The 14,810-nt window shown below is 69.7% G+C and carries 19 protein-coding genes, 2 pseudogenes and 1 riboswitch; of the genes and pseudogenes, 7 read left to right on the top strand and 14 right to left on the bottom strand.

The window, feature by feature from the left end; translation table 11 throughout:
- Positions 1-84: 84 nt before the first annotated feature.
- The 5 genes from CHC09_RS42740 to pnuC form a co-directional block, all read right to left on the bottom strand.
- Positions 85-348, bottom strand: a complete 264-nt coding sequence (locus CHC09_RS42740) for a metal-sensitive transcriptional regulator (RefSeq protein ID WP_373872026.1) — start codon at positions 346-348, stop codon at positions 85-87.
- Positions 349-408: 60 nt separating this feature from the next.
- The gene (locus CHC09_RS42735; protein ID WP_089298992.1) at positions 409-1,938 is read right to left on the bottom strand and encodes a cation:proton antiporter; all 1,530 of its coding nucleotides are present in this window, start codon (positions 1,936-1,938) and stop codon (positions 409-411) included.
- Positions 1,939-2,017: 79 nt separating this feature from the next.
- The gene (locus CHC09_RS42730; RefSeq protein ID WP_089298991.1) at positions 2,018-2,587 is read right to left on the bottom strand and encodes a TIGR03086 family metal-binding protein; all 570 of its coding nucleotides are present in this window, start codon (positions 2,585-2,587) and stop codon (positions 2,018-2,020) included.
- Between the two features lie 91 nt (positions 2,588-2,678).
- Positions 2,679-3,773 (bottom strand): AAA family ATPase, encoded by a 1,095-nt coding sequence (locus CHC09_RS42725; protein ID WP_089299036.1) that lies wholly within the window; start codon positions 3,771-3,773, stop codon positions 2,679-2,681.
- The gene (pnuC, locus tag CHC09_RS42720) at positions 3,770-4,405 is read right to left on the bottom strand and encodes a nicotinamide riboside transporter PnuC (protein ID WP_089298990.1); all 636 of its coding nucleotides are present in this window, start codon (positions 4,403-4,405) and stop codon (positions 3,770-3,772) included. Before pnuC ends, CHC09_RS42725 begins: the two co-directional genes overlap by 4 nt.
- A gap of 144 nt (positions 4,406-4,549) precedes the next feature.
- Here pnuC and CHC09_RS42715 point away from each other — a divergent pair, with 144 nt between their 5' ends.
- Genes CHC09_RS42715 through CHC09_RS42705 form a run of 3 tightly spaced genes read left to right on the top strand, consistent with a single transcriptional unit; the run spans position 4,550 to position 6,650 of the window.
- Positions 4,550-4,945, top strand: a complete 396-nt coding sequence (locus CHC09_RS42715) for a hypothetical protein (protein ID WP_089298989.1) — start codon at positions 4,550-4,552, stop codon at positions 4,943-4,945.
- Positions 4,942-6,081 (top strand): PEP/pyruvate-binding domain-containing protein, encoded by a 1,140-nt coding sequence (locus tag CHC09_RS42710; protein WP_089298988.1) that lies wholly within the window; start codon positions 4,942-4,944, stop codon positions 6,079-6,081. The genes CHC09_RS42715 and CHC09_RS42710 overlap by 4 nt, the downstream gene beginning before the upstream one ends.
- A complete protein-coding gene (locus CHC09_RS42705) occupies positions 6,078-6,650 on the top strand; it encodes a hypothetical protein (protein ID WP_089298987.1) in 573 nt (190 codons plus the stop codon). Before CHC09_RS42710 ends, CHC09_RS42705 begins: the two co-directional genes overlap by 4 nt.
- Positions 6,651-6,665: 15 nt before the next feature.
- On the opposite strand, the gene CHC09_RS42700 is transcribed toward CHC09_RS42705, so the two are convergent.
- A complete protein-coding gene (locus tag CHC09_RS42700; RefSeq protein WP_179277537.1) occupies positions 6,666-7,631 on the bottom strand; it encodes a S8 family serine peptidase in 966 nt (321 codons plus the stop codon).
- Positions 7,632-7,704: 73 nt separating this feature from the next.
- A riboswitch (cobalamin riboswitch) is annotated at positions 7,705-7,844 on the top strand.
- A gap of 35 nt (positions 7,845-7,879) precedes the next feature.
- On the opposite strand from CHC09_RS42700, the gene CHC09_RS42695 reads away from it, so the two are divergent.
- Both CHC09_RS42695 and CHC09_RS42690 read left to right on the top strand, forming a co-directional pair.
- Positions 7,880-8,083, top strand: a complete 204-nt coding sequence (locus CHC09_RS42695; protein WP_089298985.1) for a CbtB domain-containing protein — start codon at positions 7,880-7,882, stop codon at positions 8,081-8,083.
- Entirely contained in the window at positions 8,074-8,820 is a 747-nt protein-coding gene (locus CHC09_RS42690; protein ID WP_089298984.1) for a CbtA family protein, read from the top strand. Before CHC09_RS42695 ends, CHC09_RS42690 begins: the two co-directional genes overlap by 10 nt.
- Before the next feature lie 50 nt (positions 8,821-8,870).
- On the opposite strand, the gene CHC09_RS42685 is transcribed toward CHC09_RS42690, so the two are convergent.
- From CHC09_RS42685 to CHC09_RS42675, 3 genes are read right to left on the bottom strand one after another with little or no spacing between them, the layout of a single operon-like run.
- On the bottom strand, positions 8,871-9,197 hold the full coding sequence (locus tag CHC09_RS42685; RefSeq protein WP_089298983.1) for a DUF1048 domain-containing protein: 327 nt from the start codon (positions 9,195-9,197) through the stop codon (positions 8,871-8,873).
- 1 nt (position 9,198) lies between these two features.
- A complete protein-coding gene (locus CHC09_RS42680; protein WP_089298982.1) occupies positions 9,199-9,555 on the bottom strand; it encodes a DUF1048 domain-containing protein in 357 nt (118 codons plus the stop codon).
- A complete protein-coding gene (locus CHC09_RS42675) occupies positions 9,552-9,878 on the bottom strand; it encodes a PadR family transcriptional regulator (RefSeq protein ID WP_089298981.1) in 327 nt (108 codons plus the stop codon). Before CHC09_RS42675 ends, CHC09_RS42680 begins: the two co-directional genes overlap by 4 nt.
- Positions 9,879-10,175: 297 nt before the next feature.
- On the opposite strand from CHC09_RS42675, the gene CHC09_RS42670 reads away from it, so the two are divergent.
- Positions 10,176-10,754 (top strand): suppressor of fused domain protein, encoded by a 579-nt coding sequence (locus CHC09_RS42670; protein ID WP_089298980.1) that lies wholly within the window; start codon positions 10,176-10,178, stop codon positions 10,752-10,754.
- Between the two features lie 3 nt (positions 10,755-10,757).
- Here the strand turns inward: CHC09_RS42670 and CHC09_RS48645 are convergent, their stop codons facing one another.
- The 3 genes and pseudogenes from CHC09_RS48645 to CHC09_RS48220 all read right to left on the bottom strand — a co-directional run bounded on the left by CHC09_RS48645 (position 10,758) and on the right by CHC09_RS48220 (position 12,226).
- The gene (locus tag CHC09_RS48645) at positions 10,758-10,970 is read right to left on the bottom strand and encodes an ATP-binding protein (RefSeq protein WP_307833959.1); all 213 of its coding nucleotides are present in this window, start codon (positions 10,968-10,970) and stop codon (positions 10,758-10,760) included.
- A 79-nt stretch (positions 10,971-11,049) separates the two neighbouring features.
- Positions 11,050-11,547: pseudogene (locus CHC09_RS48640) on the bottom strand (ATP-binding protein); the annotation flags it as partial.
- Positions 11,548-11,557: 10 nt separating this feature from the next.
- Positions 11,558-12,226 (bottom strand): Mu transposase domain-containing protein, encoded by a 669-nt coding sequence (locus tag CHC09_RS48220; protein WP_373872025.1) that lies wholly within the window; start codon positions 12,224-12,226, stop codon positions 11,558-11,560.
- Positions 12,227-12,432: 206 nt separating this feature from the next.
- Between CHC09_RS48220 and CHC09_RS42655 the strand changes: the two genes are divergently transcribed.
- Positions 12,433-13,041, top strand: coding sequence for a DUF6000 family protein (locus CHC09_RS42655; protein ID WP_089298979.1), 609 nt, complete (start codon positions 12,433-12,435; stop codon positions 13,039-13,041).
- Between the two features lie 64 nt (positions 13,042-13,105).
- Here the strand turns inward: CHC09_RS42655 and CHC09_RS42650 are convergent, their stop codons facing one another.
- Both CHC09_RS42650 and CHC09_RS42645 read right to left on the bottom strand, forming a co-directional pair.
- On the bottom strand, positions 13,106-13,549 hold the full coding sequence (locus CHC09_RS42650) for a hypothetical protein (RefSeq protein WP_203833438.1): 444 nt from the start codon (positions 13,547-13,549) through the stop codon (positions 13,106-13,108).
- Between the two features lie 20 nt (positions 13,550-13,569).
- Positions 13,570-14,607 (bottom strand): annotated as a pseudogene (locus CHC09_RS42645) (transposase); the annotation flags it as partial.
- Positions 14,608-14,810: the final 203 nt, after the last annotated feature.

Raw genomic sequence — 14,810 nt, 5'->3', positions numbered from 1 at the left:
ACTCCAATCAGTGCATACCCCCGGGGGTATGCCGAGCATACAGTGCGATCAGGGTTCCGCCGACCGGCGACGACCTCGGGTGGATCAGGAGAGGGACAGGAACAGCTTCTCGAGCTCCTCGTCGCTCATCGGCGGCTCCTCGCCACGCTCCCGGGCGGCCTGGCACTCCCGCATACCCGTGGCGATGATTTTGAAGCCCGCCCGGTCCACGGCGCTGGACACCGCGGCCAGCTGGGTGAGGACCCGCTTGCAGTCCTCACCGTTCTCGATCATCGCGATCACCGCGCCGAGCTGCCCCTGCGCCCGCTTCAACCGGGTCAGCGCGTCCCTGAGCAGGACCGGACTCATCTCCACCCGCACCCACCTCCACCCCCAAGATACCCCAGGGGGTACCCGCCCGCCGCCGGCTCAGGCCCGGGCCGGGGGCAGGGTGTGCCGGGCCGCCTGGCGCAGATCGATCTCGTCGATCATCGCCCGGGCGATCTCCTCGGTCAGCCGCCGCTCCATCACCGCCCTGCCCAGCGCGAGCCGCTGCGCCTCGAAGCCGGCGTCCGGGTCCCCGGCCGGCTCGTGGCCCACCTCCTCCACGATCCGCTGCCCGCGCCCGCGCATCTCCCGCTCCTGGGCGCGTTCGGCGGACAGGTCGAATCTCAGCCGCCGGGTCAGCCAGCCGATCGTGGTGCCCTGCAGCAGCAGGGTGCCGAGCGTGACGAACAGCGCGATCGCCAGGATCGCGTCGCGCCCCGGCACTCGCGGCGGAATCGAACCGGCCGCGGCCAGCGTGAGAATGCCGCGCATCCCGATCCAGCCGACCAGCAGCGCCTCCCGCTGCGTCGGCACGGTCGAGGGCGCCCCGCCACGCCGGCCGCGCCGCTCGTACTCCGCCCGGAAGGAGGCGTCCCGCGCGACCCGCCGCTGGATCATCCACTCCCGCAGCGTCCATCGGCCGAACAGCAGATACACCGCCGCCAGCCGGAACACGATCGCCACCAGCAGCAGCACGCCGGCCGCCACCAGGGTCCGGATCAACCCCGGATCCGCCGAACCCGCCAGGTCCGCGAGCACGAACCTCAACTGCAGGCCGATGTACGCGAACACGAACGTCTCCAGCACGAAGTCGAGCACCGGCCAGAACGCCGCCTCCTGCAACCGGGTGCGGTAGGCGCCCGGATACTGGTGCCGCGGGTCGAGGGTCAGATTGACGCTGATCAGGAACGCGGCCGCGACCACCGCGAGGATTCCCGAGGCGTGCACGTGCTCGGCGACCAGGAACGCGGTGAACGGCACCAGCAGCACCAGCGCCGTCTCCAGCGTCGGATTGCCCAGCCGCTTGCGGACCCAGAGCGTCGCGACCGCGAACACGGCCCCGATGACGATCCCCACCACCGCGTTGCGCAGCAGTTGCAGCCCGCCGTGCCCCCACGACGCCTGCTCACCACCGACCACCCCGACCGCGATGCTGAACAGGGTCAGCGCGGTCGCGTCGTTGACCAGGCTCTCCCCGGTGAGGATCGAGGTGACCCGCTTCGGCAGCCCGATCTCGTCCCCGTGCGACACGGTGGTGATCGTGTCCGGCGGCGCGAGCACCGACCCGAGCACGAACGCGGCGGCCCCGAGCGACGGCAGCAGCCAGGCGGCGACCAGACCGAGCACCCCCGCCGTGAGCAGCACGAGCAGCACCCCGAGCGTCACGATCGCCCGCAGGTTGGCGCCGAACGCCGCCAGCGACGCCCCGCGGGTCGCCGAGTAGAGCAGCGGCGGCACCACGACCGCCAGGATGAACTCGCTGTCGAGCTCGAGCCGCGGCACTCCCGGAAGGAACGACGCCGCCGCGGCCAGCACCACAATGATCATGCCCGGCTCGAGGTCCCGCTTGCGGGCGACCGCCGACACGGCGATGCCCGCACCGATGATGAGCAGAAGCTGCACGCTGTCCACGAAGCTCAGGCTATGGGCTACCGGCTGGACAAACGTCCCGCCCGCTCATCGGTCACGAGCCGGAGGACCGATCCGGCGCTCAGGCCCGCGTCCACGCCGGGTCACGCCCGGTGACCGCGAGCAGCTCGGCGAACTCACCGGCGTCCGGCGGGCAGTCGACCGGGTCACCGAACGCGCCCATCTTGCGCCCGGTCTCGACCATCCCGTCGAGGAACTCCCGCAGCGCCGGCACCAGGCTCGGGTCCACCCGGTACTCCTGGCCGGTGCCACGGGCCAGGTCCCAGCCGTGCACCACGAGATCGCCGAGGACCATCTGACCGACGGTCCGCTGCGGCAACCCCATCCCGGGCGAGACGCCCTCCAGGGCGGCCGGGTCGGCCCAGGCCTCGACCAGCCGGTCCGCCTCGGCGGCGAACGCGGTCCGCCAGTCCCCGGTGAGCCGGTCCGGGCCGGGACTCCAGTCGACGTCCTCGCGACGGGCCAGCGCCTGGAAGTTGTGAACGACCTGGATCAGATGGTTGAGCAGATCCCGCACCCGGAACTCGGCGCAGGGCGTGGCCTGGTCGAGCTGATCGTCGCGGACTGCGGCGACCAGACCGGCGACGGCGGCCGCGGCGGTGGCGAGCTTGTCGCTCATCTCGGTAGACACCCCGACAGGGTACGAATCCCCGCCCCGCCCTTCAATCACATCGATCGTTTTGTCATCACCGCGGAGGACAGGCTCCGCGGATCCGGCGGGGTCAGATCGAGCTTCCAGCGCGCGGCGTGATCGGCTCGGCCCACGACCAGCCCCGCGCCAGCAGTGCGTCGCAGGCGGCGACCGCCGTGCGCAGCCGCTGCCCGTAGCCGCCGGTCAGCATCACCCACGGCACGTCCGCCGCCGCGAGTTCCTCCCGGAAACGGCCGGTCATCCAGGACCGGATCGCCTCGCCGTCGCGGAGCCCGTCGTCGACGAACGGCACCCGCTCGTCGTCGGTGAGCAGGTACAGGTCGGGCCTGCGCACCGCGGCCCGCACCGCCGGCGACGTGCTGCCGAGGTAGCGCTCCTCCCACACGGTGGTGGCCAGCGCGTCGGTGTCGCCGAACAGCACCGGCGAGCCGCCGCGGGCCGCCGCGTCCTCGGTCGCGTTCTGCTCGGCCGCGACGGTGACGAAGTCCGCGCGATTCCACACCACCTCGTCGACCGTGGCGCCCGGGCGGGCACGGCGCAGGCCGGCGAGCTTGCGTTCGGTCAGCTCCCGGCCGAACTCGGGAACCCAGCGGGTCCGCGACCACACCCCGCCGCGCAGCCGGTAGTGCCGGGCCAGCGCCCGCGCGGTGGTGGTGGTCCCGGTCGACTCGGCGCCCACCACGATGACGCGGCGGGTCAGCCAGGCGCGTACGCCCGGGGCGAGGTGGTCCCAGTGGGCCACCGGGTCGGCGCGGACCGCCGTGCCGGAGACGGGTAGTGCGGCCCGGTCCAGGTCGACGCAGACGTGCGTCGCCCCGAACCGGCGGGCCAGTTCGTCGCCGTACGCCTCGGAGGAGAAGACCGCGTCCACCCGATCGGTGCCGGCCGCCGCGGCGAACACGGCACAGTGCAGATCCCACGCGGCCGGATCAGCGTAGTCGACCGGGTGGTCGTCGTGGGTGCCGGCGAACCGGACGTGCGGGGTGGTCGCGTGTGCTTCGCGCAGCCAGGACAGCCGCAGTGCCAGCGGCACCGATTCCCGCGACGACGGTGCCACCACCACGGTGACCCGGTCGCAGTCCCGGGCGGCCGCCGCGATCAGCGCGTGATGCCCGGCGTGCGGTGGGTAGAACTTGCCGACGACCAGTCCGTGCCCGTACCTCATCGGACCGTCACCGCTTCCCGCCGGGCCGACCGCCACACGTACAGGCCGAGGACACACAGGGCGAGGAAGGCGACGTAGAGCAGGGCGGTCAGCCACAAGTCCTTGTACGCGTACAGCGGGATGTAGATGAGGTCGGCGGCGATCCAGAGCCACCAGCTCTGGATCAGCTTGCGGGTCTGGCCGTACGTGGCGACGAGCGAGAGCGCGGTGGTGATCGCGTCGGCGAGCGGCACGGTGGAGCCGGTCAGCCGGTCGAGGAACAGCCACAGCGCGCAGGTGAGCACCCCGCCCGCGAGGGCCAGCCCGGCCCATTCACGCCGGGTGGTGTCCCGTACCACCAACTCGGCGCCGGGCCCGTCGCCGTACTTCCACAGCCACCAGCCGTAGCCGCCGAGAACCACGTAGACGAGCTGGAGGCCGGCGTCGGCGTACAGGCCGTACTGCCAGAACACCACCATCAGCAGCAGCACGTTGAGAATGCCGACCGGCCAGTTGAGGATGTGCCGGCGCACGAGCAGGAACACGTTCACGAACCCGGTGGCGAAGCCGAGCAGCTCCGCCCAGGTGGTCGGCGTGCCGAACGCCTCGAACGCCGGCGCGGTCAGCCAGCCGATCACACTCTCCCAGATCATCGGCAGATGATCACACGCCCCGGATCAGGGCGACCCGAGGGCCCGGGCTGTCAGCCGTTGAAGGAGGCCCGGTTCCCTCAGCACGGCACGCGGCGGGTTCAACAAGATGTTGACAAACAAGTTGTTGAAAGACACGCTGGGCGCATGGACGACGGATCCGGTGACCAGGCCGCGGGCGCTCTCGAACAGTGGGCGCGGGAGCGGCTGACCGCCCACGGCGGCCGAGACCTGCCCGCGCTGCCCTGGCTCGCCGCCGGCCAGCCGCACGACGCCGGCACGCTGATCCGCCAGGTGCTGTGGCGAGCCGGCACCGACCGCGGCGCGCTGGACCTGCCCGACGACCTGCTCGCCGCCATCACGCTGCTGGCCGCCGCCCGCGCCGAGCTCGACCAGCTCGAGGCCGGACTGCTGTTCACCGCCCGCGCCGAGGGACTGACCTGGGCCCAGATCGCCCGGCCCCTGGGCCTGCGCACCGCCCAGGCGGCACAACAGCGGCACGAACGCGTCCTGGCCCGCCTCGACGACGACACCGACTCATGAGCGTCATCCCGCTCACCCACGCGGACCACACCTGCGGCAACAAGGCCGGCACGCTCGCCATCCTGCTCCGCGCCGGCCTGCCCGTCCCGGACGGATTCGTCGTCACCGATCCCGCCCTCGACCCCGCGCCGATCGCCGAACACCTGCACCGGCTGCGCGGCCGGGCGGTCGCCGTCCGGTCCTCCGGACTGACCGAGGACTCCGCGACAGCCTCGCACGCCGGGCAACTGAGCACCGTCCTCGGCGCCCGCGGCCTCGACGAGGTCCTGGCCGCCCTCCGGCACTGCGCCACGTCACCGGACACCGACCGGGCACGCGGCTATCGGACCCACTTGAACCTCGACGACGAGACCACCGCCCCGGTCCTCGTCCAGGAACTCATCGAGGCGGACCACGCGGGCGTGCTGTTCACCCGGGATCCCCGCACCGGCACCGACAGCACGGTCATCAACGCGTCCTGGGGACTCGGCGAATCCGTCGTCTCCGGCGCCGTCGTCCCCGACGAGTTCGTCGTGAGCGCGGAAACCGGCGCGGTCCACGTCACCGTGGGCACCAAACAGACCCGGCTCGATCTTCAAGAACAAGGCTTGAGACGTACGCCGGTGGCCGAACCCGACCGCAACCGCCGCTGCGTCACACCCGACCAGGTCCGCCGGCTCGTCACGCTCGGCCGGCGCTGCGCCGATCTGCTCGGCGGACCCCAGGACCTCGAATGGGCGATCCGCGACGACCGGATCTGGCTGCTGCAGGCACGCCCGATCACCACGCCCGGCACCTCCGCGGCGACAACCGGCCCGGCCGACGCTCCCCCGCTGATCACCGGCGTCCCCAGCAGCCCCGGCCGAGCCTCGGGCCCGGCACGCCTGCTGCACTCGGTCGACGACTTCGCCCGCCTCCAGCGCGGCGACATCCTGGTCTGCCGGACCACCGACCCCGCCTGGACCCCGCTGTTCCGCCTCGCCGCCGCCGTCGTCACCGAGACCGGCGGCATCCTGAGCCACGCGTCGATCGTCGCCCGGGAATTCGGCATCCCCGCCATCGTCGGCGCCGGCACCGCGATGACCCGCCTGAGCGACGACACACCCATCACCGTCGACGGCACCGTCGGCACCGTCACCCGAGGACCCCGCCGATGACCGAACTGCTCGTGCTCCACGCCGTCCGGCTCAAAGGCTTCGCCGGCACCGCCGACGTCGCCGCCCGGTTCAACCTCGACACCGAGCAGACCCGCGAGGACCTCCTCGACGCCCAGGCCTACGGCTGGGTCAGCAGATCCTCGTTCGCCGACCTGACCGGGTGGACCCTGACCCAGACCGGATACCGGCGCAACGAGACCCAACTGCGCGACGAACTCGACCGCACCGGCGCCCAACCGGCCGTCACCGCCGTCCACGAGCGATTCCTGCCCCTCAACGCCCAGGCCACCCGGCTCTTCACCGCCTGGCAGCTCAACCGCGCCGACACCGCCGACACGTTCCACCAGCTCGCCGAACTCGCCGGGATCGCCGCCGAACTGCACGATCTCGAACAGGCGCTGACCGCACACCTGACCCGGTTCACCGGCTACCACGACCGGTTCACCCGCGCACTGATCGAGGCCGGGGACGACCCGGCATGGATCACCGGCATCGAGGTCGACTCGTGCCACCGCATCTGGTTCGAACTCCACGAGGACCTGATCGCCACCCTCGGCATCACCCGGTAACCGCCCGCCACGACCTCAGCCGGGCGGGCGCCAGCCCCGGCGCCGGCCACGACTGTGCGCCGCGACGGCCGAGGCACCGGACACGAGCAGGATCAGGGCCACCCCGGCGAACCAGGACGCGCGCCGCCACGCACGGGCGCCGTCACCGTCGTACCGCGGAGAAATCGGCGGCGTGGCAGCGGCCGCGACCGGCGGCCGCGACACCGCCCCGGCCTCGGTCAGCGCCCGATAGGGATTCAATCGGCGCGACACGTCGGCCGTCACCGACAACCGCTCGGCGATCCACGCCGCCGACGCGTCCGGGAACCGCTGGCGCAGCAGCGCCGCCGCGCCCGACACGAACGCCGCGGAGAAACTCGTCCCGCCGTCACCGACCGCCACCAGATCGACCTCCGGACCCACCGGGGAGAACGACGCCGTCGCACCCGACGACAGAACCGCACCCACCCCGATCACCCCGGGATACGCCGCCGGATACCCCACCGGCCGGCGCGGATCATTACCGGCGGCCGCGACCACGATCACGCCCCCGTGCACCGCCTGCGCGACCGCTGCCCGCACCCTGCGGTCGTCGACCCCGATCACCAGCGAGACGTTGATCACCTGGGCCCGGCCCGGCCCCGCCGCCCAGCGAATGCCCTCCGCGACCCGGCCGATCCCCGCGGCGTCACCCGGATCCCCGTCCGAGACCCGCACCGCGACGATCCGCACACCCGGCGCGATCCCGGCGATCGACGCGGCCACCGCCGTACCGTGCCCACCACAACCCGGCCGCCCCGGCAACAGGTCACGGCCCCCGGCCAGCTGCGGCAGAGCACCGTCCACCCCGGAGTCGACCACCGCGACCCGCACCCCGGCACCGGTCGCCAGCGGCGCCAGGGCCGCCACCGGATAGGGCACCACCACCGGCGCGACCACGCACGCCGTCGGAGCCGGGACCGAGACCGGGCCCAGCAACACGATCACCCACAACCGCCACACCGTCCACACCCCGCAAGATAACGACGAGCGTAAATATTAGCGGCGGCACGCCCGCCCCGGTTGTGCCGCCACCACGACGCCGGTTAGGTTGTGGAGGCCATCTGCGGCGTCGTGAGGGAAACCGGTGAGACTCCGGTGCGGTCGCGCCACTGTGAACCAGCCCCACCCACGGGGCCGGTGAGTCAGGACGCTCACACGACCGCAGCCTGTTCATCGGGACGCGTCATCCCGTAGGAGGTTGATTTCCCATGCCCAAGGCCCAGTCCGTGCGGCCCCTCGCCATCCCGGCCATCTCCACCCGCCTGCTGCTCACCGCAGCCGGCGTCGTCATCGTGCTGCTCGCCCTGGCCTACCTGGTCGCCTTCGACCAGGGCGCCCTCTCCCGCAGCGGCATGTACATGCACGAGCTCATGCACGACGGCCGCCACCTGCTGGGCGTTCCGTGCCACTGACGCCCAGCTTCGGGCGCATCCTGCTCGCGGGCCTGCTGGCCGGCGTCCTCGCGGGGCTTCTCGCCGGCACCTTCGCCTACTTCGCCGGTGAGCCCCGCATCGACGCCGCCATCGCCATCGAGCAGCAGAACGCGCTCGCCCACGGCGAGGCCGGCGCCGACGACGAGCTCGTCAGCCGCGACACCCAGAAACACGTCGGCCTGCTCCTGGCCACCAGCCTGTACGGCCTGGCCATGGGCGGGATCCTCGCCACCGCGTACACCCTGCTGCGCCGCCGCCTGCGCACCGGCAGCGACAGCCGCGCCGCCATCGGCCTAGCCGGTGCCGCCCTCACCGGCGTCATCCTCGTGCCGTTCCTCAAATACCCGCCGAACCCACCCGCGGTCGGCGACCCCGCCACCATCGACCAGCGCACGATCAGCTACCTCGCGGTCCTCATCCTGGGCCTGGTCGCGATCTGGGCCGGCGTCCTCGCCGCACGCACCCAGACCCAGGAATGGCGCCGCGCCACCGCCGGCCTCGCCGGCTTCCTGATCGTGGTCGCCATCGCCTACGTCCTGCTGCCCACGATCAACGAAGTCCCCGACAACTTCCCCGCCGTTCTGTTGTGGAAGTTCCGGATCGCGTCGCTCGGCACCCAGACGATCCTCTGGACCGTCCTCGGCCTCGCCTTCGCCGGCCTGCTCAACCGCCAGGCCGTCAGCGACACCGCCCAGCGGATCGCCGCGAAGAGCTGAACGACCACGACGCCGGGCGAGCCGCACGGCTCGCCCGGCGTCGTGCGGGCTCACTGACCGGCCGCTCGGCGCTTCGCGCTGATGGCCTCCTGATAGGCGTCCGCGTAGGTGGGCGAGTCCTTGATCAGGCCATCGCAGAAGGCGGCGACGTCGGGGCCGATCAACTCCAGAACCCCCTTGCCGGACGCCACCCCCTCCTCGAAGAAGTCGACGATCCCGGGAAGCAACTTCCCCTCGGAGAGCTCGATCGGCCCGACCTTGAACAGGTACTTCTGCATCTCCTCGTAGACGATCCGGTAGTCCGGCGGCAGCGCCTTGACCCGCGCCACGTGCGCCCGCCAGTACTTCTTGCCCTCGATGATGTCCCGGATGCCCACGTCAGCCTCCCAGCCGGCCCAGTTTTCGCGCCACGTTGTTGTTCAACTGCTCACGCCACCGGTCGCGATAGGTCCCGGCGCCCGCTCCACCGGCCAGCGCCGTGCAGAAGCCCGGGATGTCGTCGCCGAACACCTCCTGGATGCTCTGCCCGTCCGCCGACGCCTGCTCCAGCAGCCCCAGCGCGGAGTCGAAGATCGGCATCAGGCTGCGACCGGTGAAGTCACCGTGCAGGAAGAGCTGGCCCTTCATCTGCTCCCACGCCGCCCGGTATTCGGCGGGCAGCACCTGCGCCCGGGCCTCGAATTCCTTCCACTCCCTGGTGAGGTCGCTGCCCGTGATGGTCTCCCAGAAGCTCATCTCCCGCCCTCCTTGAGACTGTCGATGCGTGACGAGACGTACTGCCACTTCGCCCAGAACGTCGCGAGTTCCTGACGCCCGGCGTCGTTGAGTGCGTAGAACTTGCGTGGCGGGCCCACCTCGGACGGTCGTTTCGTGACCTGGACGAGCCCGTTCTTCTCCAGTCGCAGCAGGATGGTGTACACCGTCCCCTCGACGACGTCGGTGAAGCCGAGCTCGTTCAGCCGGCGCGTGATCGCGTAGCCGTAGGTCTCCTCGCCGTTGATGATCTCGAGCACGCAGCCCTCGAGGGTGCCCTTCAGCATCTCGGTCAGATCTTCCACCGCGGCTCCCTTCCCCGCCTTCCGGTACTCCGTAGCACCGGGTACCGCTATACGGTAGCACCGAGTACCGCTATGCGCCACCACCGAGTAGTGGGGTGAGCAGCGCTCCTCCAGCCAGGACCATTACGGCCCGGAAGCAGCGCCGATCCGCTTCAAGCCGCCGGCCGCGGTTCACCTGCGGGGCTGCTCGTAGTTTCCAGCGAAAAACCAACGCCAAGGACAGCCCGGCTGGCCGAAGTTGCGCAACGCTCAGGGGTGGTGCAGTTCGTCGCAGTTCGGCCGGGGGATGATCGGCGGGTGGCTGATCTGATCGAGCATCTGGAGTCGTTTCTTGGGCATATGTCTAGCGGCAGCCGAGGTGATGAAACGACGCCAGAAGGGGTGCAGGTGGCGTGGTTCCCTGACTCGCCGTTCGCCGGGGTGACGACGCTGGTCACCGTCGGCCTGTCACGGCGCCATCTTGCTATGCCGAATGGTGGGGCTTTGCACCAAGAGTTGATGATGCATGTTCCGAAGAGCGACTATCCGGCCAGAGCTGCGGGGCTGTTGTTCCAGGTGGCCGGTGAGATGGTGCGCCGGGGATCCGCATTGCAGCATGCTCAGGTCATCGGCCCGCGTGGTCCCCTGTTTCCGGGCAGTCGGATGACGGCCATGGTCGCGATCAGCCCGTTGTATCTGCCCGACGCCTTTGCCGTTGTCCGTGTCGAGGATTCGGTGCCAGTGGTCTTGACGTGGTTGGTGCCGATCACCGCTGGCGAGGCCGAAGTGGTCCGCAGGGACGGGTGGGAAGCGCTGGAGCAGATTTTCGTGGCCCAGGATCCGGATCTATCTGACCCTGGTCGGCCGGAGGTGGCGCTCTGCGAACCAGAGTCGTAGAGGTCAGTTCGCGGGACTGGTCTGCTGGCTGCGGGTCTGGGCGAGGCGGTAGGAGTCTGTGCCGGTTTCGATGATGGTGCCGTTGAAGGTGAGTCGGTCGACGATCGCGGCGCAGAGCCTCGGGTCGGTGAAGGTCTTGGTCCAGCCGGAGAAGGACTCGTTGGAGGCGATCGCGACACTGTTCTTCTCCTCGCGTTCGGTGAGGACCTGGAACAGCAGTTCGGCGCCGTGTTTGTCTCAGTTCCGTGTAGCCCAGCTCGTCGATGCAGAGGAGATCCACACGGCCGTAACGGGCGATGGTCTTGGTGAGCTGTTTGTCGTCGGCGGCTTCGACCAGCTTGTTGACGAGTTTGGCGGCCAGTACGTAGCGGACCCGGAAACCGGCCATGGCGGCCTCGGTGCCCAGCGCGATGAGCAGGTGGGACTTGCCGGTGCCGGAGTCCCCGATCAAGCAGACCGGGTGCCCGCGGCGGACCCAGTCGCTGGTGGCCAACGTGTTCACGGTCGCGGCTTCGACGTGCTGGTTGGCGTCGAAGTCGAAGTCCTTGAGCCACTTGCTGCGCGGGAAGCCGGCCGCCTTGATGCGTCGCTCGGAACGGCGCCGGTCACGGTCCTCGCATTCGGCAATGAGTAGCTCGGCGAGGAAGCCGCGGTAGGTGAGTTGTTCCCGCTCGGCAGCGTCGGCGATGGCCGGGAACTGGCCGCAGATGGTGGACAGCCGTAACAGCCGGCAGGCGGTGTCGACGGCGGCGGTAGCGGCCTGCTCGGTCAGGCCGCGTTGACGCACGGTCATGGCGATCTCCTCACTGGGCTGGTGGTGCGGCGGGGCGATGGCGTAGTAGCTGGTCGTAGGCGGCGACCGACGGGATCGGGCGGGTGTCCGGCGGCAGGTTCGCCAGCCGTCGCAGGATCAGCGATGTGACCGGTGTGGGCGCCGGTCGCGGGGCATCCGGGACAGGCTCGGTCTGGGAGGCTTTCCGGGCCTCGATCGCGACGGCTTCAGCGGTCAGGGCTCCGGCGGACAACGCGGCGTGGATCCCGGCGACGATGTGGTCGTGGGCCATGCTGCGGTGCAGCAACAGCACCTCGATCAGAGCCCGGGTGCCGGCCGCGTCGCCGTGAGCCTGGCGGACCGCAGACCACCAGGCGTCGTGCACGGGCGTGAACTTTCCGGCCGCCCGGGCCTGCTCCAACGCGGTCGCTCCAGGCAGTGCACCTGGCTTGCGGATCAGAGCCTCCAGGTAGTGGTCGAGTTCCAGCAGCGTCTCGCCGCGGGTGGCCAGGCGTGGATGCCGGGCGACTTCGGCGCGTCCGTCGTAAACGACCAGGTAGGAGGCATGCAGCACGACCCGGACCTGGCGGCCGATCAGCCGGACCGGAACCGAGTAGCGGTTCATGCGGACCGTGATCTGGCTGTAGCGGTCGGCCCGTGGCTGAAACATGCGGCCGGTCCCGAACGGGTCGTCTGGCAGTGCAGCCAGAAGGGGTTGTTCGACGGAGAAGTGGTCGCCGACGGTGCGTGGGCGGGAGCCGATGCGGCGCTGTTCGTCCTCGACGTCCCAGACGTCGATCAGCGCGTTGAGTTCATCCAGCGAGGCGACGGCCGGTACGTTCTCTGAACTACGACGAAGTCATGATGGCGGTCTCTGGAAGGCCACGGGTAAGCGATGATGCCGTGATGAGCGTGCTGCATCCGCAAGAAGTCGGCCAGGGACACGTTGTGGCACGGTATGTCACGGCTGAAGGGCGATATCTGGAACTTCTGGGCGGCAACTTTCTCTGGCTCGAAGAGGCGGAGCGGGATGCCTTCGCTGCCGCGCTGCGAGCCGACGCCGCCCAGGCGAGTTCAGAGGAGATCGATGCACTCCTCGGCTATGAATGGCGGTCCCGGCTGACCGGGGCTTGGCTGGTCGGCGTGGCGCAGCGGGTTGAGTGGCGGAAACGCATTGAAGGTCTACTGCTCGACAGCGAGCTCGTTTATGCAGGCGAGGGCTACGCTTTCGCACTCGCTCGGTTCGGCAGTAGCGAGGACGCGGAAATACTGGTCTCGTACTTGGACCGATATCTTCCGCAGGTGGACGCCCGTTTTGATCAGAAAGTTGTTCTTGGGGCTCTGATGCGACTGGATTGCAAACTCGGCATGGGTCATGCGGATCGATTCCTTACCCCAGGCGGTCTTTGGGACCGGTGGGTTGATGCGCTTCCGCATCTTCGTGGGACCTCGCGCGCGAGGGCGGAGGCGTCGAGGAAGGCGGTCGATATGTGGTGTGACTCTTGGGATACGTAGTGGTCGGATTGCCTGCCGAGATCGAAGTGGACGGCGTGAGTTGCGAGGTGTCGGTTCCTCCGGGTTAAAGATGCTCATGCTTCAGGTTGGGCCGGGCAGCAGATGAAGTAACGGTGTATCCGGCGACTTGAGGGAAGCTGGGCATGCCGAGCTCGATGGCCTTGTGGCGTCGCTGGAGCGTGCCGTCGACTTGAGCGAGCTTCTCCTTGGCTGCAGCGAGGCTGACTCGAAGTCCCTCGGCTTCGCCGTGCCAGCCTTCACGTTCTGCTTCGGCGATGCGGGCGGTAAGGTTGTCGCGGATGTCGATCAGGCGTTGCCGCTGGGCAGGATCGACGCGAAGGAGTGGGTAGCGAACGCAGCTGTGCTCGTGAATACATCCGGTGCCGTATGCACGTCCGCAGTCGCCAAGGGCGAGGCGGCGACGCTCAAAGTGGCCGAGGAACTCGTCCCATTCCGCGTTGCTGGGCTCCCGGTATTCCTCGCTGGGTCGCAGGCCGGAACGTGTCAAGGAATTGAGGCCAACGGGAGTTAGGCAGCCTGTGGTGCTGGTTCCGGTTGCTGGTCGGGCTTGTTGATCCAGACCTGTTCGGGCAGGTCGAGGATCCTGGGCAGGAGTCGGCTGGTGCCGAATCGTTCCGGATGCGCTGCCCGGGCCGCGGTGAGGGTGTCCTCGCGGTTCACGCGGACGCTGTGGTGGCGGCCGTGGTGGACCTCGGAAGGGGTGTGCAGGCCGATCCCTGAGTGCCGGTGGGCGTGGTTGTACCAGGTCACGAAGTCGGTCATGAACGTCCGTGCGTCCGCGAGGGACGCGAACCGGTCCGGGAAGACCGGTGCGTACTTCAACGTCTTGAACCAGGCCTCGCTGTACGGGTTGTCGTTGGACACCCTCGGCCGTGAGTGCGACCGGGTCACGGTCAGGTCTTCGAGCAGGTCAGCGACCGATTTCGAGGTCATCGAGGTGCCCCGGTCGGCGTGTACGACGTGCGGCACGCCGTGAACGTCGAACACCTCGCGCATCATCGACTCCGCGAGAGGACCGGATTCGCGGGAGTGGACCCGTGCTCCGACGATGTACCGGGAGTAGATATCGATCATCACGTAAGCGTCGAAGTAGGAGCCCTTCACCGGCCCTGCGAGCTTGGTGATGTCCCAGGTGTAGACCTGCCCAGGTGCGTCGGCGATCAACTCGGGACGTGCTCGGGCCGGGTGCCGGGCCAGCCGGCGGCGTTCACGCACCTGTCGGTGTTCGCGCAGGATCCGGTACATCGTCGCGATCGAGCCCACGTACACGCCCTGGTCCAGCAGCGCCGCGTAGATCTGCGCCGGAGCGGCGTCGACGAACTACGGGCTGTCCAGCAGCCGTAGAACCTCCTCGCGTTCGGCCGGGGTGAGTGCGTTCGCCGGCACCTGACGTGGCGGGCGTGACGGGCCCGGCCGGCGCCGGTCGCGGTCAGCGCTGGAGCGGGCGATCCCGGTCATCGCCGCTGCGGTCCGGGCCGTGGTGCCCGCGAGTGTCAACGCCTGGTAGGCGTCCATCAGCGCCTGCCGAGCCCGAACACGTCCGGACCCTCCGGCTCGCTCTTGGAGATGTCCTCCAAGAGCTCTCGCGCTTTCCCATGATCTCCAACGCGGTCTCGGTTCGGGCCAGCCGCGACTGCGTGCGTTCCAGCTCGCTGAGCCACCCCCGCTTTCATGGAGCTTCATGATCATGGTCTGATGGCCATGGGGAGGAAGCATCCGTGGCACCACCGAAGAAATACCCTGATGAG

Source organism: Actinoplanes regularis (assembly GCF_900188005.1).
Classification (GTDB): Bacteria; Actinomycetota; Actinomycetes; order Mycobacteriales; family Micromonosporaceae; genus Actinoplanes; species Actinoplanes regularis.
This window is presented reverse-complemented; position numbering and strand designations above follow the sequence as displayed.

Excerpts from the sequence above, each read along its gene's own strand:
- CHC09_RS42740 (WP_373872026.1), bottom strand. The coding sequence starts at position 348 with ATGAGTCCGGTCCTGCTCAGGGACGCGCTGACCCGGTTGAAGCGGGCG.
- CHC09_RS42725 (WP_089299036.1), bottom strand. The coding sequence starts at position 3,773 with ATGAGGTACGGGCACGGACTGGTCGTCGGCAAGTTCTACCCACCGCAC.
- pnuC (WP_089298990.1), bottom strand. The coding sequence starts at position 4,405 with ATGATCTGGGAGAGTGTGATCGGCTGGCTGACCGCGCCGGCGTTCGAG.
- CHC09_RS42715 (WP_089298989.1), top strand. The coding sequence starts at position 4,550 with ATGGACGACGGATCCGGTGACCAGGCCGCGGGCGCTCTCGAACAGTGG.
- CHC09_RS42710 (WP_089298988.1), top strand. The coding sequence starts at position 4,942 with ATGAGCGTCATCCCGCTCACCCACGCGGACCACACCTGCGGCAACAAG.
- CHC09_RS42705 (WP_089298987.1), top strand. The coding sequence starts at position 6,078 with ATGACCGAACTGCTCGTGCTCCACGCCGTCCGGCTCAAAGGCTTCGCC.
- CHC09_RS42695 (WP_089298985.1), top strand. The coding sequence starts at position 7,880 with ATGCCCAAGGCCCAGTCCGTGCGGCCCCTCGCCATCCCGGCCATCTCC.
- CHC09_RS42680 (WP_089298982.1), bottom strand. The coding sequence starts at position 9,555 with ATGAGCTTCTGGGAGACCATCACGGGCAGCGACCTCACCAGGGAGTGG.
- CHC09_RS42655 (WP_089298979.1), top strand. The coding sequence starts at position 12,433 with ATGAGCGTGCTGCATCCGCAAGAAGTCGGCCAGGGACACGTTGTGGCA.